The sequence below is a fragment of the Streptomyces sp. NPDC028368 genome, from assembly GCF_055565615.1.
In genome coordinates this window covers 155,567-180,716 of record NZ_JBVHTY010000006.1, presented here as the reverse complement: position 1 = coordinate 180,716, position 25,150 = coordinate 155,567, and the positions used below count along the sequence as shown (strand labels likewise).

Genomic DNA, 25,150 nt, shown 5'->3' with positions numbered 1-25,150 from the left:
CGTCAGCGTGCCGCCACGGCGGCACGCTAACGCGGCCCCCAGTCCCAGGAAACGGCCGCAAACCTACCGGCGGGTTACTTGCCTCCTGGTGTCCGGGCTGGGACTACCGGGCCGTAATGATCTGCCACACGGCGCGGGTGGCCACGTGACCAGTGCGTGACCAGTAGCACCCAGCAACGCTCGGAAACGCCCAGGAATGGACATGTAATCCTGAGAGGTAACTAGCCCCCTTCAGGCCGGTGTTTCCGCAGGTCAGACGCCTGATTTGCTGGTGTCCGAGAGGAGAGTTCAAGTCCCCCCTCGGACACAGATCAAATCCCCACGGCTTCTTTGACGCCGTGGGGATTTTTCGTTGTCCGGCGCGTGTGGGGTGGGGTCGCTCTCGGCCCGGACGGTCCGGGCGGTGAGCGGCGTGATCCGTGGGGTATCGGTCCAACTCACCCTTCGGGCACTCTCCCAAAATGGCCTGGTCAGTACGCTGACCAGGCCTTTTTGCATGCGGGGGTTCGACGGATGAGGGAGGCGCGCCCCGGAGTGGGGCGCGCCTCCCTCATGTTCTGCTCGTTCTTCTTGCCGGCGCGAGCGCGATACCCAGTGGTGGGCCGATGAGGCCTGCTACCACTTCTTCCCCTCGAGTCCGGCTCGCCGGGCGCGGCCCACCTCATCGGCACCGGCCTTGGCCCTGCGGGCTTCCAGCTGGTCCCATTGCCGGGGCTTGGTGAACATCGGGGCCCCGCCACCGGGAATGGCGACCACTCCGCCGAAGCGTTCGTCGCCGGCGAACCAGATGGCCGTGGACATGTCCGCCTCCCACGTGCGGTGGCCGAGCACCGGGCTCATGACCATCTCCGCTGACCATCCGCCGGAGCCCCGGGAGAGCTTGACGACATGGGGGCTCCGGGGCCGTCGCTCGTTGGTGTCGAGGCGTTTGACTCCGGGGCGCTGCTCCCAGGGGTAGACCCGCAGGACGCGTTCGATGCGCCGCAGCCACAAGGCATTGCTGATGGCGATCTGGATCATGACGCAACAGGCGATTGCCACCACGATGGCGGCAATTCGGGCCGGGCGGGAGCCGAGGGCGGCGAGTACCCCGACGGCGGCGGCGATCAGGATCGCCGGCACCAGGCGGGTCCACACCCGTATGCGCAGGGACCGGCAGATCTCCCGCATCCGCGGATCGTCCAGGGCATTTCCCGGAATCGGGGGTGTCTGCGGGCCGTCGGCCGGCAAGCTATTCCGACTCATCCGAATGCCTTCCGCGTGTGTTCCTCGAGTTCTCGTCGCCGGAGGGCGGCCGGATCGTCGGCCGGATGCGGCCCGTCCGGGGAATCGAACGTAACGGTGTGGGCCATGGCCAGCAAAATCTCCCGGTACTCGGCCGCGTGTGCAAGGGCGGCCGTGGTGAGCTGTATGAGGTAAACGGACGATCCGGTGGGGCTGGGGATCAGTACGGTGCCGCGCCAGACGGAGTCCTCGGCGTCGTGGGGGTCCGTCCCGTCACCGGTGGGCGGTGCCGGAGCCCGTTCCACGCCGTCGGTGAGCAGAGCCGGGCCGCAGGGCAGGTCAACCATGTTCGCCTGGGTGGCGGCGTCCGCGCCCAGGGCCTCGAGCGCCCCGGCGAGGGCCAGGGCGGGTCTCGCGCCCTCGAGCGGCTGTTCCGACACCGTCAGCACGGACAGCATGAAGGCGGAGCCGTCCTCCTGCGGGTGGGCGCCGAGGGAGAGATGAATGACGTCCTGCGTCTCCAGCATGCCCAGGAGGCCTCCAAAGAGCTCCAGCAGCTGGAGGGGGGAGGGATCGGCCTGGGCGGCGCCGGGGATCTCCCGGAGCGCCTCCCAGACTCTCCCCAGGGGCTCCTGCCAGTCCTCCAGGGGGAAGGGGAAGTACCCCTCGGGCGGCCAGAACCACATCTCGGCGGCGGGCTCCTGCGGCGGTGCGGGTGCCACCGCCGAGCCGAACGGGTCGTTCGCGATCACTTGAACACCGCCGTCGCCAGGTTCTTGACGTCGTTCGCGACATCCACCGCACCGCTGTAGGCCGGCTTGTTGAAGGTGGAGGCGCTGTTGCCGACCTGGTTGGCGTTGTCGCGGGTGTCGTTCTCCCCGATCACCTTGTGCTCCACGAGGTCGCCGTACAGCGTGGTGCCGGCGCCCGCTCCCGCGAGACCCCGCTCCATGCCGCTGGCACCGGCCGCGCCGCTGTGGGCCACACGGCTGGTGACCTTGACGGCGTTCTTGCCGAACTGGGCCGCCGTCTCGGTCGCCGAGAGCGCCTTCCCGGCCGCGGCGGCGGCCTTCGCGCCCTTGATGGTTCCCGAGGCGGCGCGGGCGGCGACACCGACGCCGGGCAGCATGCCGAGAACGTCACCGCCGATCGAGGTGGCGGCGCCCAGCGTTTTCATGTTGGGAGGCCATTGCGCCAGGTCCTTCAGGGCGCCGCCCTGGATGTCGTTGCCCAACTGGACGGCACTGCACAGAACGGAGACCGCCAGCAGGGCCGGTGACCAGGGACCGGGTATGAGTGCCAGCAGGCCGGCAATCGCGCCGATGGTCCCGGCGTGCTCCTTGAGCCATGAGCCGATGCCTTTGAGTGCTTCCCCGACCGAGCTGAGGGCCTTGCTGAGCCAGCCCGGCTCCTTGGGGGCGAGCTTGTCGGTGGCGTCGTTGAGGCCCTTGGCGATGGCCGAGGACTGGTCGCTGTGCGTGGACTCGAGCGCGTGCGCCTTCTTGATGATGTCGTCCAGGGCGTCCTGGGCGTCGTCGACCGCCTTGCCGGCGTTCGTCAGCTCCTTGTCGGCGCTGTCCAGCCGTGCCTGTGCCGCGTCGAGCGCCTCCTTGCTTTCGAAGTGCTGGTGGGCGAGCTTGAGGTCCGGGTTGCTCTTGGCTGCTTCGTGGTGGGACTTCGCGGCCGTGAGGGCGGTCTTCTTCTCCCGCGCGGCGTCGTCGTACTTCTGGGCCGTCTCCTGGTAACCGTTCAGGTCGTCGTGCCAGTTGTCCAACTGCTTCAGGGCCTTGCGCAGCGAGTGGTTGGCGTTCATCAGGTAGGTCGGGAGATCGCCGTCCAGGGCCTCGCGGAATGCCTTGGCTGCGTCACCCTGCCACTGGTCGCTCTCGCCGAGGAGCCGCTTGATGCGTTGATGGGCATCGTCGAGGGCGTCGGCAGACTTCTTGATCTTGGAGGCGAGAGCCTGGATCTCCCCCAGTTCGCCGGGGACGGGGTTCCAGCCGAGGTGCGGGTACGGGTCAGCGGCGGCCATCAGTGGGCGCCTCCCTGCTTCTTGAACGCCGCATCGAGGGCCTTCTCGATTTCGAGGTAGTTGTCCCGGTTCGCCAGGACACCCTTCGTTATTTCCTTGACGCGCTCACCGAGCTCTTTGGCACCGTGATGCCAGCGCATATTGAAATTGTCGCAGGCTTCGTCCAGTTCATTGGTGCCGATCTGTCCGGTCCGCACGTGCGCAAGGGCCTCGCGAGCCTCATTGAGGGCCGTGTGGGCGTGTCCCAAGGAGTTGCCGAACTGGGTGAGTTGGTCCGTGTCGACCTTGAATTGCTGACCCATATGTGACGCTTTCTTGTTTTGCGGGCGCGATGAGGTGGGGGGTGGCTCGTCTCGCGACGCAAGGGGAGTGGCGGGGGTCGGCGGAGACGCCGGCCAACCCGCGGCCGGAACGGGTTCATCCCCCTTGCGGATAAACCCGACGGCAATCTCCGGCGCTATAAGCACCTGTCTACGTCGATGCGGCCGATCATGCTTCCCCCGTTATTGCGTGATTTCGGCACCAACTCGCCACGGCCGTAGGCAGGACGTATGCCCAGTGCGGGACCGAAGGGGGCATTGCGCACCTCCGGACACCGCCGTAATTCTGCCATCTTCCGGCTCCCGCGGAGGCCGGAGCATTTGGGCGGCTTTCAGTACCGGCCGCAGCTTGACGTCCCGGTAGGCATTCCCCGAAACCCAGTCATTTCAGCGCACTTGGAGCCTCGCGCCCGGCGGGACAGCCGAAGGCGTCATCCGGCTTCGTGAACAATGAGGCGCTTTGCCTTCGTTGGGGAGGGGTGAACTCCTGTACTCGTATGGGCACTTCGCACTGCGGGCATCGGTGTCGCGCCGGAATGAAGTGCGCCACACGAGCTGACTCCGTCTTCTCGGCAGGGCCTTTCTCCGAGACTTTCCCAACGGCCTTTTCCTACTGAGGGGGTGGTTGCTTCTCGATATCGGATATGCGCTTGATGGTCCGTCATGGTGTCGGCGGGTGGCGGAGTCATGTGCCGCAGGGCGGCGTGTAAGGCAGATCCGGTGACACGTACCGCTTCCACAGGGCGGGGGTCATGGCCGGGCGCGTCGACGTGCACAGGAGGGCGCGGGCTCGGGCGGTGTCGGTCTGCCAGAGGCGTACGGTGCCGTCGTCGCCGCCGGTGACCAGCAGGCCGCCGCGCGGGCTGAAGAGCAGCGCCCAGACCGTGTTGTTGTGGCCGGTGAGCGGGAGGCCGTAGGCGGTGGCGTGGGTGGGGTCGGAGGTGTCCCACAGGCGGATCTGGCCGATGGCGTTGCCGCTCGCGAGCAGCTTGCCGTCCGGTGCGAAGCCGACGCTGTTCACGATGCCCCCGGTGGGCAGCGGCTTCCCGGCGGCGGTCGGGGAGTTCGGCCGGGACATGTCCCACAGCCGGACCCTGCTGTCCCCGTTGCCCGTCGCTATCAGCTGTGAGCGCGGGCTGACGGCCAGGGAGACGATCACTTGGACGCTGGCCAGCCGGCCGGCCGAAGAGGGAGCGGTCCCGTCGCCCGTCCGCCAGGCACGGATGGCGCCGAAGACGTCCCCGGTGTAGACGTAGCCGCCGCCGGGCGCGGCGGCCATGCCCTTGATCGGCAACTGCTGCCCGCGCAGCTCTCCGCCGAGCGCCGCGGGGCGGGCCGGGTCCGCGACGTCCCAGGCGCGCAGCCCGCCGACGTAACCGCCCTGGAGGATCATCGAGGCCGCGATCAGGGTGTGCCCGCCGGCGTCGAAGGCCAGGGCGGAGACCGGTTTGGTCTGACCGGGCAGCGCTTCGCCGACCTCCACCGGGCGGGCCGGAGCCGAGACGTCCCACAGTCGCACGCCTCCGCCGAGATCACCGGTGGCCAGTACGGTGCTGCCGGACTTCCCGGGCTTGAAGGCGAGCGCGTCCACGACCGCGCGGAACCGGACGAGCCCGCCGAGGGGGGTGAGGCGGGCCGGGTCGGAGATGTCCCAGAGGGTGACGTAGGGGCCGGAGGCCACCGCGAGCAGCCGCCCGTCACCGGTCATCGCCGCCGCGGTGACCGCCATACCGCCGCTCGTGACGGTCAGTGTCGGGGGCAGCCGCCAGAGCAGTACCTTGCCGTCCCCGCTGCCGCTGGCGAGGGTGCGCCCGGTGGCGTCGAAGGACAGGCTGTTGACGACGGTGGTGTGTCCGCGCAGCGTGGGGACGATCGACCTGGTCTGCGCCGCGGCCCCGACGTTCCAGAGGCTGATGCTGCCGGAGTTGTCCCCGGTGGCGAGCAGCCGCCCGTCCGGGCTGAAGGCGACGGAGTTGCCCGGGGAGTTGAGGAACAGGGTGTTGCTGACCTTCGGCCGCCGCCGGTTCGAGACGTCCCAGACCAGCACCCTGTTGTCGCCCCCGGCGGTGGCCATCACCGGCGCGACGGGGCTGAACGCCACTTTGTTGACGACGCCCCGGTGGCCGCTCAGCTCGCCGCCCAGCGCGGTGGGGCGGGCCGGGTCCGACACGTCCCACAGCCGCACCAGCAGCCTGTGGTCGCTTCCCGGGCCGGTGCCGCCGCTGACGGCGAGGGTGGCGCCGTCCGCGCTGAAGGCGACGGAGGAGATGCCCTGCCGCTGGACGGACACCACGGTGCTCAGCCGTCGCGGATGTCTCGGGTCCGCGATGCTCCACAGCTGCACGGTGCCGGTCGTCGTGCCGCCGGCCTGGAGGACGGTGCCGACGGCCAGTGTCCGGTTGTCGGGACTGAGGCTCACGCTCACCACATAGCCCCTCGACGTCGGCACCGGAGCGGACAGCGCCACCGGGTGCCCGGCGTCGGAGACGTCGAGGATCCGTAGGGTGCCGTCCGAGCCGCCGCGGGCCAGCAGGTCGCCCCGCGCGCTGTACGCGACCGCCTTCAGGTCGACCCCTTTCCCGGCGCTGAGCGCGGAGGTCAGCGGGGCCGGGCGGGCCGGGTCGGAGGTGTCCCAGAACCGCAGCGTGCCCGAGCCGGTGGCCAGCCGGCCCTTGGGGCCGAAGGCGACCGCCGGGCTGACGCCGAACTGCCCCGGCAGCGCCGTGGACAGCACCGAACCCGCCGCCGTCATCAGCCGCGTGCGCAGCGCGGCCGTCGGCCGCATCCGGTACGCGACGAGGTCGAGCTGCGCGGCGAGCGCACCGTTGGTCTCGCGCTGGCGGTCCGCCTCGGCGCTGACCCGGTCGAAGATCGCGTTGTCGCGCTGCTCAAGGGCGTTGCGGCTCTGGTCGAACGCGAACACCGCCAGCCCCGAGGCGAGCAGCGCCAGGACGACGACGACGGCCACCGCGCAGCGCCGCAGCCGCCGGCCGCGGCGCTGCTGCCGCTGGGAGGCGGCGAGGAACCGGGTGACCAGCGGGGTGCGGTCCTCGGGGCTCGCGCCCGATGCCCAGGTGCGGGCCAGCTCCAGCCGGGCCCCCCGGTACAGGGCCGTCACGTCCTTGCGCCCGCCGCGCTCCCAGGCGACGGCCGCCTCCTCCAGCTCCTGCCGGACCGGTACGCCTCTCTTGCCCGCCCCTATCCAGTCGTTGCGCAGCCGTGGCCAGGCCCACAGCAGCGCCTCGTGGGTGACCTCGACGGTGACGACGCCCTCCTCCCGCTGCACGCCCTGGGTGAGCAGGCGGGCGAGGGTGAACCGCTCGGCGACGTCCGGCACGGCCTTCGGGTCGGCGGCCGCCAGCAGCAGATCGCGGCGGGTCCGCCGGCGGCGGGTGACCTCGCCGTTCTCGCCGACCCTGACGAGGCCGAGGAACATCAGCCGCGCCGCCTGCTGCGCGGAGGGGCTCAGCTTCCCGAACTCCTCCTCGGCGGTGGCCGCCACCGCCCCGTCGATGCCTCCGGTGTCGCGGTAGCTGTCCACCGTCAGGGTGTCGCCCTGGCGCTCGAGCCAGGTGGACCGCAGGGCGTGCGCGAGCAGCGGCAGCCGGCCGGCCTCGTACGCGCCCTCGTCCTGCCGGGCCGCGCCGCGCAGGTCGCGCAGAATGACGTCCACCAGCCCCGGCGCGAGCGACAGCCGGCTGCGCTCGGCCGGTCTGGTCACGGCCCTGCGCACCTCGTCGTCGGTCATCGGGCCGACGATGATCTGGCGGTTGACCAGGGCGTCGCGCAGGTGGGGGAAGGCGGCGCAGGAGCCGTAGAAGTCCGCGCGCAGACCGTAGACGGCCAGTGCGACGGGCTCCTGCGGGCCGGTCAGGCCGACGAGCACCGCCACGAACCGGCGGCGTACGGACTCGTCCTGGCAGAGCGTGAACAGCTCCTCCAGCTGGTCGACGACGAGGACCACCCTGCCGTCGGGCGGGAGGTGGAGCCGTTCGCGTATCAGGGTGTTGAGGTTGCCGGGAGCGGCGTTCATCGCCTCGGTGACCCGTGCTTCGTCGGCTCCGGTGAGCCTGCTCAGACCCGAGGCGAGTGCCGCGAGCGGATCGGCGGTGGGGGTCAGCAGCAGCTGCGGCCGGCGCCCGGAGCCGGGCAGCCGGCCGTTGGCCAGCGCCGGCAGCACCCCGGCGCGCAGCAGCGATGATTTGCCGGCGCCGGAGGGCGCGACGACGGCCAGCGGGCTGTGGTCGGTCAGGCAGAGTTCGAGCCGGTTCAGGACCCTGCTGACGAGGGTCTCCCGGCCGAAGAACCACTCGGCCTCGTCCCTGCCGAACGGGCGCAGTCCGGGGTAGGGGCACTCCTCGACCGTCGAGGGGGTGGTGGTCCTGACGGACTCCTCGCCGCCGGAGTGGTAGTGCTCGTGCCGGTGCTGGGTCACGCCGCCGCGGACGACGACCATGTCCCCCGCCGACTGGTACACGGTGCCGCGCTCGGTCGCCCAGGCGTGCAGCTCGATGTCCCCGGCCGTCTCCCCGGGGTCCTGGCGGGGCGTCACGGGAGCACCTGCTCCCAGGGGGCGGTGGCGCGCGGGTTCACCACCGTGGTCGCCGCCGACGTCGCCGTCGTCTTCGCCGCTAAGGCTGCCCGTTGCTGGTCCATCCCCGCGTCCCCCGAGTCCGGTAAGCACGTGTGAAATGCGACTTGGTGCCAGGGACAGTGTGCGTACGCGTTGCGGGAGTTACCAGAGCACGGTCGTCAGGTAATCGGGGCATACCGCGGCGGCCTGCGGAGAGTGCGGCTGTCCTGCGGGCCCGTCGCCCCGGCCGGTCTCTTCTCCGCCCGGCTTGAGAATCCCGGCCGAGCTGGGGTTCTCTTGCCCTGTGAGACGCAGATCCGCCCTTCCGCCCGCCCCGCTCCCCCAGCGCGACGGCATCGACCCCGTACGGGTACGGCTGCCCGCCGACCCGGAGGGGGCCTGGGGGACGGTCGGGGACCATCTGGTCGACCGGTTCCGGGGCGGGATCGGAGTGGCGCGGGTGGAGGCGATGCTGCGGGCGGGGCGGTTCGTGGGGGCGGACGGGGCGCTGAGCGGGGGTGAGCCGTATCGGGTCGGGGGATATGTGTGGTTTCACCGGGATTTCGAGCCGGAGGTGCCGGTGCCGTTCGCGGTGGGGATCGTCCATCAGGACGAGCGGATCGTGATCGCCGACAAGCCGCACTTTCTCGCCACGACCCCTCGGGGGCGGCATATCACCGAGACCGCGCTGGCCCGGCTGCGGCGCGATCTCCGGCTGCCCGCGCTGCAGCCCGCGCACCGGCTCGACCGGCTGACGGCGGGGCTGGCGCTGTTCGTCGTACGGCCCGAAGACCGGGGTGCGTATCAGGGGCTGTTCGCCGAGCGCCGGGTGCGTAAGGAGTACGAGGCGGTGGCACCGTACGACCCCGGGGTGGCGCTGCCGGTGACCGTGCGCAGCCGGATCGTGAAGGAGCGCGGGGTGATGGCCGCCCGCGAGGAGGCCGGCGAGCCGAATGCGGAGAGCCGGATCGAGCTGGTCGAGCGGCGGGGCGGGCTGGGGCGGTACCGGCTGCTGCCGGCTACCGGCCGTACCCATCAGCTGCGGGTGCACATGAACGGCCTCGGGCTGCCGATCCTGAACGATCCGCTCTATCCGGTCGTCCAGGATCCGGGTCCGGATCCGGGGGATTTCACCGCGCCGCTGCAACTGATCGCAAGACGGCTGGAGTTCACGGATCCGGTGGACGGACGGGTGCGGCGGTTCGAGAGCGGGCTGCGGCCGGCAGTGTGGGGCGCCTGCCCGGTGGGGTGACGGTCCCCGGCGGAATATGCGGTGCGGGGCGGGCCCGGTGCTGCGTAGGGTACGCGCGTCGCTGAAGTCTGGGAGGAGCTGCCGGTGCTGATCTTTGATGCGGATGACACGTTGTGGGAGAACAACGTGATCTTCGAGCGGGTCATCGATGAGTTCCTGGAGTGGATGGTGCGTCCCGGGCTCGACCGGAACGGCGTGCGGGCCGTGCTCGACGGGATCGAGGCGGCGAACGCGCTGACGCACGGGTACGGGAGCAAGGTGTTTCTGCGCAGCCTCGGGGAGTGCGTGGCGCGGCTGCGGGGGCGGGCGGCGACGGCCGAGGAGTCGGCGCGGATTTCGGGGTGGGCGGCGGCGTTCGACGGGGACCGGGTGGAGCTGATTCCCGGGGTGGCCGAGACGCTGGGGGAACTGGCGCGGCGGCATGAATTGCTGCTGCTGACCAAGGGCGACACCGAGGAGCAGCAACGGAAGGTGGCGGCGTCCGGGCTGACGCCGCACTTCAAGGGCGTCCATATCGTGGCGGAGAAGGATGTGGCCGCGTATGAGGAGCTGGTGCGGGCCTATGCGCTGGTGCCGGGCTCGACATGGATGATCGGGAACTCCCCCAAGTCGGACATCCTGCCCGCGCGCTCGGCCGGGCTGAACGCCGTCTTCATCCCGAACGACCACACCTGGGTGCTGGAGCACAGCGAGCTGGACCCGGCGGATGAGAAGGTGCTGCACCTTGCGGCGTTCGGGGAGTTGCTGCACCACTTCTGAGGTGCGCGGGCGGGCGGGGCCCCGAGTGCTGAAGGATGAGGGTATGGCGACCCTTCTGGCGTTTCACGCGCATCCCGATGACGAAGTGCTCATGACCGGCGGCACCCTTGCCCGCGCCGCAGCCGAAGGCCATCGCGTGGTGATCGTGGTCGCCACCGACGGCCTGATGGGCGCACGCCCCGACGGCGAGCCGCCGCGGATGGCGGAACTGCGGGCGAGTGCGGGTGTGCTGGGCGTGGCCCGGGTCGTCCACCTCGGTTACGCGGACAGCGGCCACGGTCCGGTGCTCTATCCGGACCCGCCGGACCGGGCCCGCTTCGCGCGGGCCGGGACGCAGGAGGCCGCCGAGCGGCTGGCTGCCGTGCTCCGCGAGGAAGCCGTGGACGTGCTGCTCAGCTACGACGCGAACGGCGGGTACGGCCATCGCGATCACGTCAAGGTGCACCAGGTGGGCCGGCGGGCCGCCGCGCTGGCCGAGGTCCCCCGCCTGCTGGAGGCCACGCTTCCGCGGGAGATGGTCACCCGTCTGGTGAAGCCGGCACGGTGGTTGAGGATTCCGCTGCGGTACGACGCCGATGCGCTGGGCGCAGCGTTCAGCGCGCGGGCGGACATCACGCATGCCATCCCTGTCCGGCGGTTCGCCGGGCGCAAGCGGGCGGCGCTCGCCGCGCACCGGTCCGTGGTGGCGGGGACCGGCCGGCTCGCCCCGGTCATGCGGGCGTTGGTGCGCCTTCCGGCCCCCGTCTTCGGGCTGCTGCTCGGGCGGGAGTGGTTCGTCGAGGTGTCCGGTCAGGTGTCCGGTGAGGTCTCGGGTGAGGTGTCCCGCCCGGCGGCTTAGGAGTTCACGCGGGAGTTCTACAACGGCTCGGTGTCGGCCAGTTCGCCGTCCTCCAGGGCCAGCCATCGGGTGATGCCCAGTTCGCGCAGGAACGTCAGATCGTGGCTGACGACGATGAGCGCGCCCTCGTAGGACTCCAGGGCCGTGACGAGGCGGCGGACCGACGCCATGTCGAGGTTGTTGGTGGGCTCGTCCAGCATCAGGAGTTGCGGGGCCGGTTCGGCCAGCATCAGGGCGGCCAGGGAGGCGCGGAAGCGTTCGCCGCCGGAGAGGGTGCCGGCCTGCTGGTCGGCGCGGGCGCCTTTGAACAGGAAGCGGGCGAGCCGGGCGCGGATGCGGTTGTTCGTGGCGTCCGGGGCGAACCGGGCGACGTTCTCGACGATGGTCAGGGTGTTGTCGAGGACCTCCAGGCGCTGAGGGAGGAAGCGGTAGGGGACGTGGGCCTGCGCGGTGCCGGACTCGGGTGCGATCTCGCCGGCGACGGTGCGCAGCAGGGTGGTCTTGCCGGAGCCGTTGCGGCCGGTGAGGGCGATCCGCTCGGGGCCGCGGATCTCCAGGTGGGCGTGGGCGCCGTAGCGGGCGGCGAGGTCGTGCAGCGTGAGGACCGTGCGGCCCGGCGGGACCGCCGTGTGCGGCAGGTCGATACGGATCTCGTCGTCGTCGCGGACGGCGTCGGCGGCCTCGTCGAGGCGGTCCCTGGCTTCTTTGAGGCGTTCGGTGTGCATGATGCGGTGTTTGCCGGCGGAGACCTGGGCCTCCCTCTTGCGTTCGTTCATGACGATCTTCGGCTCGCGCTTGTTGGCGTTCATTTTGTTGCCGTAGCGGACGCGGCGGGCCAGCTTGACGTGGGCGTCGGCGAGTTCGCGCTTTTGGCGCTGGACGTCGGCCTCGGCGACGCGCACCATGCGCTCGGCCGCTTCCTGTTCGATGGCCAGGGCCTCTTCGTAGGCGCTGAAGTTGCCGCCGTACCAGTGGACTTCTCCGTCGCGGAGGTCGGCGATGCGGTCGACGCGTTCGAGGAGTTCACGGTCGTGGCTGACGACCAGGAGGACGCCGGACCAGCCGGTTACCGCGTCGTGGAGCCGGCGGCGGGCGGCGCGGTCGAGGTTGTTGGTCGGTTCGTCGAGGAGCAGGACGTCGGGGCGGCGCAGGAGGAGCGCGGCCAGGCGCAGGAGGACGGACTCGCCGCCGGAGACTTCACCGATGGTGCGGTCGAGGTCGATGGCGGGCAGGCCGAGCTGGTCGAGGGTGGCGCGGGCGCGTTCCTCGACGTCCCAGTCGTCGCCGATGGCGGTGAAGTGCCTTTCGTCGGTGTCGCCGCTCTCGATGGCGTGCAGGGCGGCGCGGGCGGTGTCGATGCCGAGTGCCTGGTCGACGCGCAGGTGGGTGTCGAGCGGGGCGTGCTGGGGGAGGTGGCCGACCTCGCCGGCGACCTTGATGTGGCCGGTGGTGGGGGTCAGTTCGCCCGCGATCAGCTTCAACAGGGTTGATTTTCCCGATCCGTTGAGGCCGACGAGGCCGCTGCGGCCCGGCCCCACGGTGAGCTGGAAGTCCTCGAGGACGGGGGTGCCGTCGGGCCAGGCGAAGCCGAGGCCGGTGCAGGCGATGGAGGCGGCGGGGGTGGGCGACTTTGACATACGGGTCTCCTGGGCGCGCGAGGGCTGGGCGAGAGGGGGAATGCGCTGGGAGACACCGCGTCATAACGCCGGGGTGCGCCGGGGTACGCCGCGCGTACGCCGAGGTCACGGACGGGCGGCCGCGCGATGCCGGGATCGCGGTGCGGTTCGCAGTGTGCATCGGAGCGTGCATCACAGTGCGGATCGCAGAGCGCGGGGCATGCCGCGGGCGCGGTGTCTGGGGACCTCAGACGAGCAACGGCCTTCTCCTGTCGGACGGTGGCGCCGGGGCGGCGCGCTGGACCGGTATCGACCGTACGCGCACCGCCACCGGAAAGCAAACGCTATTTTCGTTGCGTTTATACGAGGAGCGGTCGCAGCCGTACCCGGGCCGGCCCCGTGGCCTGCAGGGTGATCCCCGCGGCGACCGGCACCTCCTGGTCCACCGCCGTCACTTCGTACGAGCGCAGCAGCGTCGCCAGCGCCAGCACCGACTCCAGCATCGAGAAGTGCTGCCCGATGCAGGCGCGCGGGCCGCCGCCGAACGGGAACCACGCGTAGCGGTGGCGGGCCGCCTCGCGCTCGGGGGTGAAACGGTCCGGGTCGAAACGCTCGGGCTCCTCCCACAGCGCGGGGTGGCGATGAGTGACCCAGGGCGCGACGACCACATCGGCGCCGGCCGGGATCCGGAATCCGCCGATCTGGGTGGCCGCGACGGCCCGGCGGCTGATGACCGGCGCCGCCGGAAAGAGCCGCATGGACTCCTTGAGCGCCTGCGTGAGATACGGCAGCCGGTCCAGGTCGGCGGCGGTGGGGGTGCGCTCCCCCAGCACCCGGTCGATCTCCTCGCGGACCCGCCGCTGCTCCTGCGGGTGCCCGGCGAGGAGGTGGAGGGTGAACGCCAGGGAGGTCGCCGTCGTCTCATGACCGGCCAGCAGGAAGATCAGGACCTGCTCACGGACCTCGGCCGCGTCGAGGGAGCCGTCCTCGTCGTTGCCCGCATCGGTGAGGAGGGAGAGCAGGTCGTCGCCCGGTACGCCACCATCCGCCGGCGCCGCTGCCGCCGCGCGCCGCTCCGCGATGATGCGGTCGCACAGCGCGTTCAGCTCGTCGGTGGCCGCACGCGCCCGCGCATTCCCGGGGGTGGGCCACTCACGCGGGATCTTCACGGGTACGTAAGCACGCCGTACGACATAGTCGTTGATGACCGGAGCGCAGCGGTTGACGGCCTCCACCGCCGCCTGGGCGTCCGTACCGAACAGGATCCGGGAGACCGTGCACAGGGCCAGCCGGTTCATCTCGCCCACCAGGTCGACGGTGTCCGCGTCCGCGGTCCGCCAGCGCTCGGCGACGGCGTCGGCCTCGGTCGTCACGGCAGACGCATAGCCGTCGACCCGGCGCTTGGTGAACAGCGGCTGCACCAGCCGCCGCTGCCGGAGGTAGTCGGCGTCCTGGCTGGTGAGCAGGCCGTTGCCGAAGGACTGCCGGACCTCCTCGTACAGCGGGTGGTCCTTGCGGAAGTTGGCGGCCTCGGAGGCGAGGACCTGCTGGACGCCCTCGGGCGCGAAGACGGCGTGGAAGACGCTGCGCAGCCCCGGCGGGCCGGCCTCCAGGCGGACCACATCGCCGTGTTCGCGCTGGGCACGTAAGAAGGTGCCCAGGGAGTCGCGGCGCAGGTCGAGCATCGAGCCGAGGACGGGGAGGCCGGCCGGGCCGGGGATCTCGCGGGGGGAATCGACGGGGAGGGTCATGGCGCATTCCTGTCCAGGAAACGGGCCGGGTATGGCACGTAACATGGGCCGGATGATCACCACGCGTTCCGGCCGGAAGGCCGCCGAGGCCCCCTGTCGTGTCACCGTCTGCCGCGGCTGCTGCTGCGGCGACCCGGCCAAGGTCCCGGGCGTCGACCACAGCGGCCAGATACCGCGGCTGCGCGAGGCGCTCGCGGGGGCAGCCCCGGTGCGCGCCTCGGAGTGCCTGGACGTCTGCGACCAGGCGAATGTGGTCGTGGTCCAGCCATCGGCGGCGGGCCGGGCCGCGGGCGGCCGGCCCGTGTGGCTGGGGCTGGTCAACGACGACGACGCGCTGGCGGACATCGCCTCGTGGATACGGGCCGGCGGACCCGGGATCGCCGAACCGCCGGGGATTCTCGATCTGTACGCGATCACGGTGTCGCGGCGGGTCCGGGAGGGGCTGGAGGGCGGCACCGCCTAGCGGACGGGGGTACCGGGTTACCTGAGTCTTACGGGAGCGGGGGCATCCGCCCCGCAGGCCCTCCGGTGGTGTTGGCTGGGGGCATGACGCCTTCCGCGCCCCCGCCGCCCGCGCAGGATCCGCCCCCCGGGCCGCCGCGGCGCGTCCTGGTCGTCGAGGACGATCCGACCGTGGCCGAGGTCGTCACCGGCTATCTCTCCCGTGCGGGGTACGCCACCGAGCACGCCGCCGACGGGTTCGCCGCCCTCGACCGGGCCGCGGCCTTCCGCCCGCATCTGATCGTCCTCGATCTGATGCTGCCGGGCATCGACGGCCTGGAGGTGTGCCGGCGGCTGCGCCGGGCCGACGACGGGCCCGCGGTCCCGGTGGTGATGCTGACGGCGCGCGGCGAGGAGGCGGACCGCATCCTCGGGCTGGAGCGGGGCGCGGACGACTACGTCACCAAGCCGTTCAGCCCGCGGGAGCTGGTGCTGCGGATCGGCTCGGTGCTGCGCCGGGCGGAGTCCGCGCCGCCGTCCGCCGCGCACTCCCCCGTACTGCGGGCCGGTGACCTCAGCGCCGACCCCGGCGGCCGCCGCGCCGACCGTGCCGGGCGCGAACTCGCCCTCACCGCCCGCGAGTTCGACCTGCTGGTCTTTCTGATGCACCACCCGGGGCAGGTCTTCGCGCGGGAGGAGCTGCTGCACCGGGTGTGGGGGTGGGAGTTCGGTGATCTGTCGACCGTGACGGTGCATGTCCGGCGGCTGCGCGAGAAGATCGAGGACGATCCGGCGGCGCCGCGCCTGGTGACGACGGTCTGGGGCGCGGGCTACCGCTTCGACCCGGCGGGCGGCGCGGCGCGGTCATGACCGACTTCCTGGTGATCGTGGCGCTGGCAGCGCTCGGCGCGGCCCTCGTGGGGCTGCTTGCCGCGCCCGCCGTACGGGCGCTGCGCCGGCGCTCGGTCGCGCTCTCGCTGTTCGCGGTGGCGGCACTGGCGGTGGCCGCGATGGCGGCGGGGACGGTGGCGGTCGCCCAGGCGATGTTTCTCTCCGGGCACGACCTGGGCGTGGTGATGGCCGTGGTCGGCGTCTCCGGAGTGGTGTCGCTGGCCGCCGCGCTGCTGTTCGGGCGGCGGATCGCGGCGGGCAGCCGGGAGCTGGCACGGTCCGCCCGTACGGTCGGGAGCGAGGGCGGATTCGTGGCGCCCGCCGAGCCGCCGACGGCCGAACTGGCCGCACTGTCAAGGGCCTTGGAGGAGACCAGCGGCCGGCTGGCGGCCGCCCGGGAGCGCGAACGGGCGCTGGACTTCTCGCGGCGCGAGCTGATCGCCGGCATCTCGCACGATCTGCGGACCCCGCTCGCCGGGCTGCGGGCGATGGCCGAGGCGCTGGAGGACGGCGTCGCCGAGGACGCCGGGCGCTATCACTCCCGGATGCGGGTCGAGGTGGACCGGCTGGCGGCGATGGTCGACGACCTCTTCGAACTCGCCCGCATCCAGGCCGGGGCGCTGGCGCTGACGTTCTCGCGGGTGTCGGTCTACGACCTGGTGGACGATGCGCTGACGGGGGCCGGGCCGCTGGCGCGGGCGAGCGGGGTGCGGCTGGTGGACGGGGGTGTGGTGCCGCTGCCGGTCCGGGTGGACGCGCAGCAGATCACCCGCGTCCTGGGGAATCTGCTGGTCAACGCGATCCGGGCGACACCGGCGGACGGCACGGTCGCGGTCAGCGCGCGGCACGAGGCGGGCCGGGTGGTCCTCGCCGTGGAGGACGGCTGCGGCGGCATCCCGCCCGAGGACCTGGCCCGGGTCTTCGACACCGGCTGGCGCGGCGCCCCGGCCCGCACCCCCCGCTCCCCCGCTCCCGGCTTCTCCCCCACTCCCGGCTCCGCTCGAGCGGAGGGACCCCCATGCGCGGGAGGTGCCCCCATCGGCGGGAGCGGGGCGGGGCTGGGACTGGCGATCGTGCGCGGCATCGTCGAGGCGCACCAGGGCCGGGCGACGGTCCGTAACGCCGGGGCGGGGTGCCGTTTCGAGGTGGAGCTGCCGTCCGCGGAACCGCCTACGGAGCCGCCGGCGGGGCAGCCGCAGGGGCCGCGGGCCGACTGAGAGACGGGTGGCCCGGCCCGTCCGCGGGCTCGAGCGGCAGGTCCCGCACCCGCCGCACCGGCGAGAAGACCAGGATCAGCGCGGCGAGCGGCACCCCCGCCGTCATGATCCACAGTGCGGTACGGACGCCCAGCGCGGCCCCGACCGCGCCGCCCAGCAATGCCCCCAGCGGCAGGGTGCCGTAGTTCAGAAACGAGGTGCTGGCCGTTAGCCGGCCGAGCAGCTGGGGCGGGCAGTAACGCTGCTGGAAACCGGCCTTGAGGATGTTGCCGCCGACGACGCCCGCCGAGACGCAGCCGGAGCCCGCGACATAGAGCAGGCATCCGGCGCCGGGGCCGGTGAGCGGGATGAGCAACGCCGGGATGGCCAGGCCCAGTTCGAAGAGGAGGGTGGCGCGGGCGGTGCCGAAGCGGCGCGCGGTGCGCCGTACGGCGAGGGCGCCGGCCACGCCGCCCAGGCCGGCCGACGCCAGGAGCCCGCCGACGGCACCCGGCGGCAGGCCGACCTCGCGGACCAGGAAGACGGCCGTGAGGGACTGGTAGCCCATGAGCGCGAGGTTGGAGGCGGCGCCGAAGAGGGTCAGCGTACGGAACCAGCGGTCGCGGGCCACCCAGCGCAGGCCCTCGGCGACCTCGGCCGTCAGGGAACGCCGCGGACGGTGACGGGGGTCCGGGCGCGGCTCGCGGTGGCGGATGCCGAGCAGGCAGCCGAGGGAGAGCGCGAACGTCGCGGCGTTGGCGAACAACCCGTCGGCCGCGCCGGCCAGTTGGACGAGGAGGCCGCCCGCGCCCTGGCCGGCGATCCCCGCCGCGGAGGCGCTGCCGTGCAGCTTGGCGTTGCCCTCGGGCTGGTCGGCCGGGTCGAGGAGGGTGGGGAGATAGGCGCTGTAGGCGGTCTGGAAGAGGACCGAGGCAGCACCGGCGAGCAGGGCGAGGGCGATCAGCAGACCGAGGGTGAGCCCGCCGGACCGGGCCAGGAGCGGTACGAGGGCGAACAGCGCGAGGGAGAGCGCGGCGGCGGCCGGCATCAGGGGGCGGCGGCGCACCCGGTCCACCCACACGCCGACCGGGAGGCCGATCAGCAGCCAGGGCAGCCAGCCGCAGGCGCCGAGCACGCCGACCGCGAAGGTGTCGGCGTGCAGCGTGGCGACGGCGACCAGCGGCATGGCCACCCGGGTGACCGCCTCACCGAACCTGCCGGACGTCTCGCCGCACCACAGGAGCCGGAAATCGCGGTGCCTGCGCAGCAGTCCGGTCACCGCCCGTGCCGTTCCGCGCCCTGCTCCCTGCCGCGCTCCGTGCGGGGGAAGGACTGGAGCTGGACGATGACGGGCTGGGCATCGGGGGCCTGCGGCGAGGCCTGCGTCGCCTCCCGGTGACGATCGATGACCTCCATCAAGTCCGCGTTCAAAGCGGCGAGTTGCTCGTGTGTCAGGCGGAGATCGTGCACCTGGGTGACGGTTCCCGCGTCCCGCCACTCGGCCGCCCAGTCCTCGGTGAGGTAGCCGACGACCTGGTTGAAGTGCTGCTGGACGATCTCGTGGACATAGACGGACAGGGCGCCGCGGGTGTCGGGATCGTCGCGGAATTCGGTGGTGTTGACGTTGTGGGAGACGCGGGCCGCCCGCCACCAGCGTTCGCGTTTGGTGCCGCGGCCGGTCTCCTCCTCGATGAAGCCGTGACCGGCGAGGTGGCGCAGATGCCAGCTGACCGTGCCGGTGTTCTCCCCGAGGCGGCGGCCGAGGCCGGTGGCGGTGTCCGGGCCGTCGAGCCTGAGCAGCTCCAGGATGCGCATCCGCAGCGGGTGCGCGACACCGCGCAGGCTGCGGGCGTCCATGTGGCGGGTGGGCGGTGGCGTGGCGGTCATGGGCATCAACGTACAGCTGCAGAGAGTTCTCTGCAGAGGTTTCTCTGCAGAGGTTTGTCTGCAGAGGTTTGTCTGCAATCACCGCTCCCCGGGAACGGTCCTACTTCTCCCGCCCCTCGTGCCTCTCCCGCCCCTCGTGCCGCCACATCGGATGCTCGCGCCGCGCCCACTCCGCATCCACCGACCCCGTCCGCATCCCCCGCCGCGCCTCCCGGTCCCCGAACGCCATCCAGACATGACCCGCGACCACGATGATCACGGCGAGGGCGAGCCAGTCATGGACGAAGGTGGCGCCGGTGCGCCAGAGAAGCGGGGCGAGGTGGGTGAACCACATCAGGAGGCCGGTGCACATCATCACCAGGACGGCGCCGGCGATCCACGCGGCGTAGAGCTTCTGGCCGGCGTTGAACTTGCCGGCCGGGCGGCCGGTGCGCCGGCGGCGCAGGGCGGAGTACAGCCAGCGGCGGTCGTGGGGGCCGTAACGGTTGAGGCGGGTGAGGTCGGCGCGCAGGGCGCGGGAGGCGAGGCCGAGGAGGAGGGGGACGGGCAGCAGGATGCCGGACCACTCGTGGACGGTGACCATCAGGGCGCGGCGGCCGACGAGTTCGGCGAGGAAGGGCAGGTAGAGGCAGCCCGCGGTGAGAATGCAGACGGTGAGCAGGGTGGCGGTGGCGCGGTGCACCCAGTGTTCGGCGGGGGTGAAGCGGGGGATGCGGGAGCGGGCCGCGGTGCGCTCAGCTGATGGGGGCATCGTCGCGTCCGTTCGACCGGCCGACCCAGGCATCGACGTCATAGCCACGGTTCTCCCAGAATCCGGGTTCGACGCGGTCGGTGACGGTGATCCCGGAAAGCCACTTCGCCGACTTGTAGAAGTACATGGGCGCGACGTACAGCCGCACCGGTCCGCCGTGTTCGTGGCCGAGGGGCTTGTCCTGCATCCGCAGGGCCACCAGGACGTCGCGGCGGCGGGCCTGGGCGAGGGTGAGGGATTCGCTGTAGGCGCCGTCGAAGGAGGTGAAGCGGACGGCCTTGGCGCGGGGGCTCACGCCGGCGGCGTCGAGCAGGGTGGCCAGGCGTACGCCCTCGAAGGGGGTGCCGGGGACCCGCCAGCCGGTGACGCACTGGACGTCGTGGACGATCCGGGTCTGCGGGAGTCCGCGCAGGTCGGCGAGGCGGTAGGCGGTGGGGTGACGGACCAGGCCGTCGACGGTGAGGCGGTAGGTGCGCTCGTCCTTGTGCGGTACGGAGCCGGTCACGGAGTAGTAGCGGAAACCGCCGCCTGCGGGGAACAGGCCGGAGATCCCGGTGGGGTCGTTCTGGGCCGCGGCGCCGAGGGTGTTGTCGTAGGCGCGCTGCAGAATGGGGGCGGCGGCGATGCCCGCGGCGCCGGCGGCGAGCATGCCGAGCACCACACGGCGGCCGACGGGGGCGCCGCGCCCGTCCGGACCGCCGCCACCGCCGTCGTCCGCCGCACCGGCCGGAATCGCGTCCTTGGTCACCCTTAGATTCGAACACCGCACGGCGGCCGGGGCCAGCGTCCGGGCCCCGGCGTCAGACTTTCGTCATCTGGCGGGCCGCGTCAGGACGCCGGATGGCAGTGGCCGCCGCTCTCGGGCGGCAGGTCGAGAGCGGGGTTGCGGTCGAAGAAGCCGGTAGGGCGGAGGGTGAAACCGCAGCGGTCCACCGGCATGACCGGCCAGTCCTCCAGGCGTGGGAGGTGGGTGGGGCCGAAGGTGTGCCAGAGGGTGAGTTCGGTCTTCAGGAGGGATTCGCCGGGCCGCGACCACTGGAGGACGCCCGCGCCGCCGGGGTGCTGGTTGGGGTAGTCGCCGTCGGGGAAGCGGCGTTCGGGGCGGCCGCGGGTGACCCAGAGGTGGCGGGTGGCGTAGCCGGCGCGGCGGGCGACGGAGGATCCGGGGCGGGCGAGGAGGGTGGGGCCGGGCTGCGGGGTGAGGGTGTAGGAGACGGGGCGGCCCATGCGGTTGTAGGCGGCGGGGTTGGTGATCGCCCAGCGGCGGCCGACGGCGGCATCGGCGAGCCGGCCCGCGGCGGCCGAGTCGGCGATGGGGGTGGCGCGGGTGGTGAAGGCGTTCCCGTTGGGGTTGTCCGGGCCCATCGGGAGCGGTACGACGTCGATCTCCTCGACGGTATTGGCGTGGCCGTCCACCGCCGGGTCCAGCCGGGCGCAGAAGAGGTGCTGGTGGAAGGGCGCCTGGAGACCGGGCGCGACCTCGGTGGCGTAGCCGGTGCGCTCACCGGGCACGGTGGCGGTGGTCTGCACCAGGCCGGTGGACTTGGCCTCGAACTCGATGGTGCCGTCCTGGTAGAGGTACCAGTAGAAGCCGTAGTCGTAGTTGCCGAGGGTGGCGATGAAGGAGATGACCAGGCGGCGCGAGCGGCGGCTCTCGGCGGTGAAGTCGTCGAACATATTGGTGTGTTTCCACAGGAGGCCATGGTCCTCCTCGTGGATGCAGATCGCGTTGGACAGCGTCTGCGGGGCGCAGTGGTCGTCGGCGACGACGGCGTCGAGGTAGCGGATCTCGCCGAGGCAGTCGCAGCCCAGGCGGAGCGCGTTGGCGTTCCGGCCGAGGGTGTACTCGCCGACGTCGAGGTAGCACACCCAGTTGCGGGTGGGATCGGGATCGGCGTACGGGACGGCCATTTCGGCGAGCGAGGCGCGGTGCAGTACGGGGCGCAGCCGGTCGCCGTCGCGGTACGCGATCTGGTGCAGGACCAGGCCCTCGCGGGCGTTGAAGTCCACCCGCAGCTGCCAGTTCTGCCAGGTCAGGAGCGGGCCGTCGAGAGTGAAGGACGGGCCTTCGGGCTGGGTGATCTCCAGCGGTTTCCGGTCGGTGCGGTGCGGGCCGGTGAACTCGGCCTCGTAGCGGCCGCATTCGGCGGGCACCGGGACCGGGCCGGTGTCGATCAGGCGGATGACCCGGCCCTCGGTGAGGTCGACATCGGCGACCAGGCCGCCGACGGGATGCGCGAAGGGGTTGTCGGTGGCCTCGCAGCGCAGGAAGGTCAGCGCGCGCAGCATCCGGCGGCCGCGCTCCTCCTCGACGGCGAAGTTGCCGGCCGCGAGGCCGGCACAGATGACCAGGTCGGTGTCGGTGATGCCGCGTTCGGCCATGGCCTTGCGCCAGCCCGGGTCGGCCTTGACGATCGCGTCGCAGCGCTCGTACTCCTCCACCAGGACCGGCGGCCGGCCGTCGGTCTCCGGGTCGAGTGCGCGGTAGGCGAGCAGGGTGCGGGCAGTGACGTCGACCAGGGCTTCGTGGCCGGTGCCGGTGGCCGGTTCGAGGAGGGTGACACGGACCCGGCGGACGACGGGAGCACCGGGGCGGTGTCCGGTGACGGTGTGCCGGTCCGGCTCTTCGAGGAGGACAAGCGGGTAGCGGGTGGTCTCCCCTGCCTTGCCGGCCTCCTCCAGAACGGTGCGGGCGGTGGCTATCTCGTCGGCGGTCAGCGGGTCGAGCGGGTGGCGGGTGGTCATGCTCGGCTCTCCTTGTGCGGGGTGGGGGCGGACGCGCCGCCGGCCGCCTTGTCCAGTTGGAAGGCCTCGTTGCCCAGCCCGATCCGGGCGTGCACCTCTGGCTTGCGGGCGCGCAGCAAACGGCCGTGGACGAGGCCGATGACGGCGGCGACCCCGATCAGGGAGGGCAGCAGCCAGCCCAGTACGGAGCCCTGCCCGGCGTCGACCAGGATGTCGAAGTCCTTGACGCCGTAGACGAGTACGGCCAGCAGGGCGAGGGCGGCGAGCCCGGCGGCTATCAGCCGGCCGGCCTGGGCGCGGCCCGCTCCGCGGCGTATGAAGAAGACGATGACGGCGACGGAAGCGCTGGCCATCAGCAGGATCACGCCGAACGCACCGATGTTCCCGGCCCAGGCGGACAGGTGGATGACCGGGGCGGTGGGGTCGCCGGCGGGCTTGTTGTCACTGACGGCGAAGGCGGTGACGATGGCCAGCGCGATAACGGTCTGGAGGAGGGAGCCGAGCGCGGGGGCGCCGCTGGTCTTGGCGGTACGGCCGAGCGGGGCGGGCAGCAGGCCCTCGCGGCCCATCGCGAAGGCGTAGCGGGCGACGACGTTGTGGCAGCTGAGCATCGCCGCGAAGATGCCGGTGACGAAGAACAGATGCAGGACGTCGGTGAAGAGGGTGCCCAGGCGCTGTTCGGCCAGGGCGAAGATCAGCCCGGGTCCGTGTTCGCCGGCGGCGGCCACGACATGGTCCGGGCCGGTGGCGACGCCGATGAGCCAGCAGCTGAGGGCGAAGAAGACCGCGACGAAGCCGACGGTGAGGTACATCACCCGGGCCACGACGGTCCCCGGCCGGCTGGTCTCCTCCGCGTAGACGGGGGCCTGTTCGAAGCCTATGAAGCCGGTGACCGCGAAGCACAGGGTGGTGCCCAGGCCCGCGCCGCCGAGGGTGGCGGGGTCGAAGGCGTGCAGGGTCAGGCCCTGCGGTCCGGGCCGGGCGGCGAAGGCGAGATCGAAGATGACGATCATGGCGACCTCGATGAGCAGGAGGACGCCGAGGACCTTGGCGTTGAGGTCGATCTTCAGGGCGCCGAGCGCTCCGACGACCGCGACGCCCAGCAGCCCGGGGATCCACCAGGCGACGGAGAGCTCGAGATACCGCTCCAGCAGCGCGGAGACCTCGTAGCCGAACATGCCGTAGATACCGGTCTGCATGATGCTGTAGGAGACGAGCGCGACGAAGGAGGCGCCGGCGCCGACCGTACCGCCCAGGCCGCGGGCGATATAGGCGTAGAACGCACCGGCGTTGTGGACATGCCGGCTCATCTCGGCATAGCCGACGCTGAACAGCGCCATCACCACGCCCAGGATGACGAACAGCAGCGGCTGCCCCACGATCCCCATGACCTGATACGTGGTGACCATGATGCCGGCGACGACCATCAAGGGTGCGCTGGCGGCCAGTACCGACAGCAACAGGCCCGGTGTGCCGATCCGGTCGGCCCGCAGCGCGCGTTCCTGGCCCTTGAAGGTGCTGATCGCGCCGTCGGGGCCGGTCGTGCGCCCGGGGCCGGCGATGGCGGTGGCACTGCTCGTCTTTCCCGAACTGCCGGTCGGCATGGCGGGGTTGTCCTTTCCAGGGATGGGGGGGTGGGGTGGGATCAGGTGGCGCCGAGGGCGGCGGCGCGGGCGGCCTTGAACGCCTTGACGGGGTGGCGGCCCGCGTACGACCACGGTTCGGGGGTGACGTGGTTGCCGATGCGGTGGAAGAGCGCGGCCGCCTCGGCCATCCGCCCCTCGTGGAACTTTGCGTATGCGAGGAAGTTGAGGTCGACCTTGGAGCGCGGGTGGTCCTCGCCCTCCCACTCCAGCCACCAGTCGAAGGCGGCCTTCATGGCCTGGCGGGCGCGCCGGGTGGACCAGTGGCCGGAGGCGGCGGGGTCGGCGGGCTCGAGGCCGTGGGCGACCAGGACGCGGTAGCGCTCGGCGTGCGCGATGACGGGGAGGACGGCCAGCGGGGAGTCGGCCGGGGCCTGTTCGGCGGCCCAGGCGGCGAAGTCGTAGACCTGGTGCAGGGGGTCGTCGCGGTCGCCCTCCTGGAATTCGGCGAGGCAGGCCGTCATGAGGTGGTGCGCGTGGTGATGGTCGGGGTGGCGGGCCCGTATCCGGTCGAAGGCCTGCTCGCGTTCGTCCACGGTGCCGGTGTGGCGGGCGAGGAGCAGGGTGCCGAGCCAGGGGGTCGGGTCGGCGGGCAGCATGGCGGCGGCGGTCCGGCAGTCCTCTGCGGCATCCTGGATGCCGCCCTTGCCGGCCAGCGCGAGGTGGACGGTGGCACAGGCCAGCAGGGTGGCGGCATCGCCGCTGTCCGGTTCGGCGAGCTGCCAGTCACGGGCCCAGGCCGCGCAGCCCGGCGCGGTGCCCAGGACCGTTAATCGGTGGCCGCGCAGGTCCCATTCCTCGCCGGTCTCGGCGAGCAGGGTACGCACCTCACCCCATCTTCCGTGGGTCAACGCCGTTGCTGCGGCGCCCAGTTCGGCGTCGTCCAGGATCGGGGTGAGGGCCGGGGCGTCCTTGCGGCGGGAGCGTCCCAGCGGAGGTGACGGGGGCGGGTTCATGGACCAGGGGACTCCATGCCGCGCTGCACCGATCTTCCACCTCGCTGTGTCATCCGGGCGCACCGTGTCGCCCGGGGGAACCGTGTCGTCCGAGTGGGAGCGGACCGGGTCTGCGCGCGTAGCACGTCAGCGGAGAGTGGTCTGATCCACTACGGGAATTTCACGCACAGCAAAGCGTTCCGTACAGCTTCGCGTCAAGGCCGGTAAGGGAATGGCCTGATCCCCGCCAAGTCCCCTTCCGGAAAACGATATTGACCGACCGCCGGCCGGAGTCG

The 25,150-nt window shown here is 71.9% G+C and carries 20 protein-coding genes; 6 read left to right on the top strand and 14 right to left on the bottom strand.

What is annotated here, in order from left to right; translation table 11 throughout:
- Positions 1-615: 615 nt before the first annotated feature.
- The 5 genes from ACZ4S3_RS15990 to ACZ4S3_RS15970 form a co-directional block, all read right to left on the bottom strand.
- Positions 616-1,245, bottom strand: coding sequence for a hypothetical protein (locus ACZ4S3_RS15990; protein WP_467933152.1), 630 nt, complete (start codon positions 1,243-1,245; stop codon positions 616-618).
- On the bottom strand, positions 1,242-1,976 hold the full coding sequence (locus tag ACZ4S3_RS15985) for a hypothetical protein (RefSeq protein ID WP_467933148.1): 735 nt from the start codon (positions 1,974-1,976) through the stop codon (positions 1,242-1,244). The genes ACZ4S3_RS15990 and ACZ4S3_RS15985 overlap by 4 nt, the downstream gene beginning before the upstream one ends.
- Entirely contained in the window at positions 1,973-3,256 is a 1,284-nt protein-coding gene (locus tag ACZ4S3_RS15980) for a hypothetical protein (RefSeq protein WP_467933147.1), read from the bottom strand. Before ACZ4S3_RS15980 ends, ACZ4S3_RS15985 begins: the two co-directional genes overlap by 4 nt.
- Positions 3,256-3,558, bottom strand: a complete 303-nt coding sequence (locus ACZ4S3_RS15975; protein ID WP_467933143.1) for a hypothetical protein — start codon at positions 3,556-3,558, stop codon at positions 3,256-3,258. Before ACZ4S3_RS15975 ends, ACZ4S3_RS15980 begins: the two co-directional genes overlap by 1 nt.
- A 703-nt stretch (positions 3,559-4,261) precedes the next feature.
- Positions 4,262-8,128 (bottom strand): nSTAND1 domain-containing NTPase, encoded by a 3,867-nt coding sequence (locus ACZ4S3_RS15970; RefSeq protein WP_467933138.1) that lies wholly within the window; start codon positions 8,126-8,128, stop codon positions 4,262-4,264.
- Between the two features lie 325 nt (positions 8,129-8,453).
- Here ACZ4S3_RS15970 and ACZ4S3_RS15965 point away from each other — a divergent pair, with 325 nt between their 5' ends.
- The 3 genes from ACZ4S3_RS15965 to ACZ4S3_RS15955 all read left to right on the top strand — a co-directional run bounded on the left by ACZ4S3_RS15965 (position 8,454) and on the right by ACZ4S3_RS15955 (position 10,998).
- On the top strand, positions 8,454-9,401 hold the full coding sequence (locus tag ACZ4S3_RS15965) for a pseudouridine synthase (protein ID WP_467933133.1): 948 nt from the start codon (positions 8,454-8,456) through the stop codon (positions 9,399-9,401).
- Between the two features lie 84 nt (positions 9,402-9,485).
- Positions 9,486-10,160, top strand: coding sequence for an HAD family hydrolase (locus tag ACZ4S3_RS15960; protein WP_467933129.1), 675 nt, complete (start codon positions 9,486-9,488; stop codon positions 10,158-10,160).
- Positions 10,161-10,203: 43 nt separating this feature from the next.
- Entirely contained in the window at positions 10,204-10,998 is a 795-nt protein-coding gene (locus ACZ4S3_RS15955) for a PIG-L deacetylase family protein (RefSeq protein ID WP_467933128.1), read from the top strand.
- A gap of 17 nt (positions 10,999-11,015) precedes the next feature.
- On the opposite strand, the gene ACZ4S3_RS15950 is transcribed toward ACZ4S3_RS15955, so the two are convergent.
- Positions 11,016-12,635 (bottom strand): ABC-F family ATP-binding cassette domain-containing protein, encoded by a 1,620-nt coding sequence (locus ACZ4S3_RS15950; protein ID WP_467933123.1) that lies wholly within the window; start codon positions 12,633-12,635, stop codon positions 11,016-11,018.
- Between the two features lie 338 nt (positions 12,636-12,973).
- A complete protein-coding gene (locus tag ACZ4S3_RS15945) occupies positions 12,974-14,365 on the bottom strand; it encodes a cytochrome P450 (protein WP_467933119.1) in 1,392 nt (463 codons plus the stop codon).
- 52 nt (positions 14,366-14,417) lie between these two features.
- Here ACZ4S3_RS15945 and ACZ4S3_RS15940 point away from each other — a divergent pair, with 52 nt between their 5' ends.
- The 3 genes from ACZ4S3_RS15940 to ACZ4S3_RS15930 all read left to right on the top strand — a co-directional run bounded on the left by ACZ4S3_RS15940 (position 14,418) and on the right by ACZ4S3_RS15930 (position 16,914).
- Entirely contained in the window at positions 14,418-14,828 is a 411-nt protein-coding gene (locus ACZ4S3_RS15940) for a (2Fe-2S) ferredoxin domain-containing protein (protein WP_467933115.1), read from the top strand.
- A gap of 83 nt (positions 14,829-14,911) precedes the next feature.
- Positions 14,912-15,676, top strand: coding sequence for a response regulator transcription factor (locus ACZ4S3_RS15935; RefSeq protein WP_467933111.1), 765 nt, complete (start codon positions 14,912-14,914; stop codon positions 15,674-15,676).
- Positions 15,673-16,914 carry a sensor histidine kinase gene (locus tag ACZ4S3_RS15930; protein WP_467933107.1) on the top strand — a complete coding sequence of 414 codons (1,242 nt, stop codon included), beginning with the start codon at positions 15,673-15,675 and terminating at the stop codon, positions 16,912-16,914. The genes ACZ4S3_RS15935 and ACZ4S3_RS15930 overlap by 4 nt, the downstream gene beginning before the upstream one ends.
- On the opposite strand, the gene ACZ4S3_RS15925 is transcribed toward ACZ4S3_RS15930, so the two are convergent.
- From ACZ4S3_RS15925 to ACZ4S3_RS15895, 7 genes are all read right to left on the bottom strand, one after another.
- Positions 16,868-18,172 carry an MFS transporter gene (locus tag ACZ4S3_RS15925; RefSeq protein ID WP_467933103.1) on the bottom strand — a complete coding sequence of 435 codons (1,305 nt, stop codon included), beginning with the start codon at positions 18,170-18,172 and terminating at the stop codon, positions 16,868-16,870. The two genes, ACZ4S3_RS15930 and ACZ4S3_RS15925, sit on opposite strands and share 47 nt — an antisense overlap.
- The gene (locus ACZ4S3_RS15920) at positions 18,169-18,780 is read right to left on the bottom strand and encodes a helix-turn-helix domain-containing protein (protein WP_467933099.1); all 612 of its coding nucleotides are present in this window, start codon (positions 18,778-18,780) and stop codon (positions 18,169-18,171) included. Before ACZ4S3_RS15920 ends, ACZ4S3_RS15925 begins: the two co-directional genes overlap by 4 nt.
- 100 nt (positions 18,781-18,880) lie before the next feature.
- The gene (locus ACZ4S3_RS15915; protein WP_467933096.1) at positions 18,881-19,531 is read right to left on the bottom strand and encodes a cytochrome b/b6 domain-containing protein; all 651 of its coding nucleotides are present in this window, start codon (positions 19,529-19,531) and stop codon (positions 18,881-18,883) included.
- Complete coding sequence (locus tag ACZ4S3_RS15910) at positions 19,515-20,279, bottom strand: molybdopterin-dependent oxidoreductase (RefSeq protein ID WP_467933093.1); 765 nt, start codon at positions 20,277-20,279, stop codon at positions 19,515-19,517. The genes ACZ4S3_RS15915 and ACZ4S3_RS15910 overlap by 17 nt, the downstream gene beginning before the upstream one ends.
- A gap of 80 nt (positions 20,280-20,359) precedes the next feature.
- Positions 20,360-22,276, bottom strand: a complete 1,917-nt coding sequence (locus ACZ4S3_RS15905; RefSeq protein ID WP_467933089.1) for a primary-amine oxidase — start codon at positions 22,274-22,276, stop codon at positions 20,360-20,362.
- Positions 22,273-23,880 carry an APC family permease gene (locus tag ACZ4S3_RS15900; RefSeq protein ID WP_467933085.1) on the bottom strand — a complete coding sequence of 536 codons (1,608 nt, stop codon included), beginning with the start codon at positions 23,878-23,880 and terminating at the stop codon, positions 22,273-22,275. Before ACZ4S3_RS15900 ends, ACZ4S3_RS15905 begins: the two co-directional genes overlap by 4 nt.
- A gap of 41 nt (positions 23,881-23,921) precedes the next feature.
- Entirely contained in the window at positions 23,922-24,875 is a 954-nt protein-coding gene (locus tag ACZ4S3_RS15895) for a hypothetical protein (protein WP_467933080.1), read from the bottom strand.
- Positions 24,876-25,150 lie beyond the last annotated feature (275 nt).

What these genes read in the sequence shown, in the direction of transcription:
- ACZ4S3_RS15900 (WP_467933085.1), bottom strand. Translation starts at nt 23,880, where the DNA reads ATGCCGACCGGCAGTTCGGGAAAGACGAGCAGTGCCACCGCCATCGCC.
- ACZ4S3_RS15895 (WP_467933080.1), bottom strand. Translation starts at nt 24,875, where the DNA reads ATGAACCCGCCCCCGTCACCTCCGCTGGGACGCTCCCGCCGCAAGGAC.
- ACZ4S3_RS15955 (WP_467933128.1), top strand. Translation starts at nt 10,204, where the DNA reads ATGGCGACCCTTCTGGCGTTTCACGCGCATCCCGATGACGAAGTGCTC.
- ACZ4S3_RS15940 (WP_467933115.1), top strand. Translation starts at nt 14,418, where the DNA reads ATGATCACCACGCGTTCCGGCCGGAAGGCCGCCGAGGCCCCCTGTCGT.
- ACZ4S3_RS15945 (WP_467933119.1), bottom strand. Translation starts at nt 14,365, where the DNA reads ATGACCCTCCCCGTCGATTCCCCCCGCGAGATCCCCGGCCCGGCCGGC.
- ACZ4S3_RS15915 (WP_467933096.1), bottom strand. Translation starts at nt 19,531, where the DNA reads ATGCCCCCATCAGCTGAGCGCACCGCGGCCCGCTCCCGCATCCCCCGC.
- ACZ4S3_RS15975 (WP_467933143.1), bottom strand. Translation starts at nt 3,558, where the DNA reads ATGGGTCAGCAATTCAAGGTCGACACGGACCAACTCACCCAGTTCGGC.
- ACZ4S3_RS15905 (WP_467933089.1), bottom strand. Translation starts at nt 22,276, where the DNA reads ATGACCACCCGCCACCCGCTCGACCCGCTGACCGCCGACGAGATAGCC.
- ACZ4S3_RS15935 (WP_467933111.1), top strand. Translation starts at nt 14,912, where the DNA reads ATGACGCCTTCCGCGCCCCCGCCGCCCGCGCAGGATCCGCCCCCCGGG.
- ACZ4S3_RS15930 (WP_467933107.1), top strand. Translation starts at nt 15,673, where the DNA reads ATGACCGACTTCCTGGTGATCGTGGCGCTGGCAGCGCTCGGCGCGGCC.
- ACZ4S3_RS15950 (WP_467933123.1), bottom strand. Translation starts at nt 12,635, where the DNA reads ATGTCAAAGTCGCCCACCCCCGCCGCCTCCATCGCCTGCACCGGCCTC.
- ACZ4S3_RS15990 (WP_467933152.1), bottom strand. Translation starts at nt 1,245, where the DNA reads ATGAGTCGGAATAGCTTGCCGGCCGACGGCCCGCAGACACCCCCGATT.
- ACZ4S3_RS15980 (WP_467933147.1), bottom strand. Translation starts at nt 3,256, where the DNA reads ATGGCCGCCGCTGACCCGTACCCGCACCTCGGCTGGAACCCCGTCCCC.
- ACZ4S3_RS15920 (WP_467933099.1), bottom strand. Translation starts at nt 18,780, where the DNA reads ATGACCGCCACGCCACCGCCCACCCGCCACATGGACGCCCGCAGCCTG.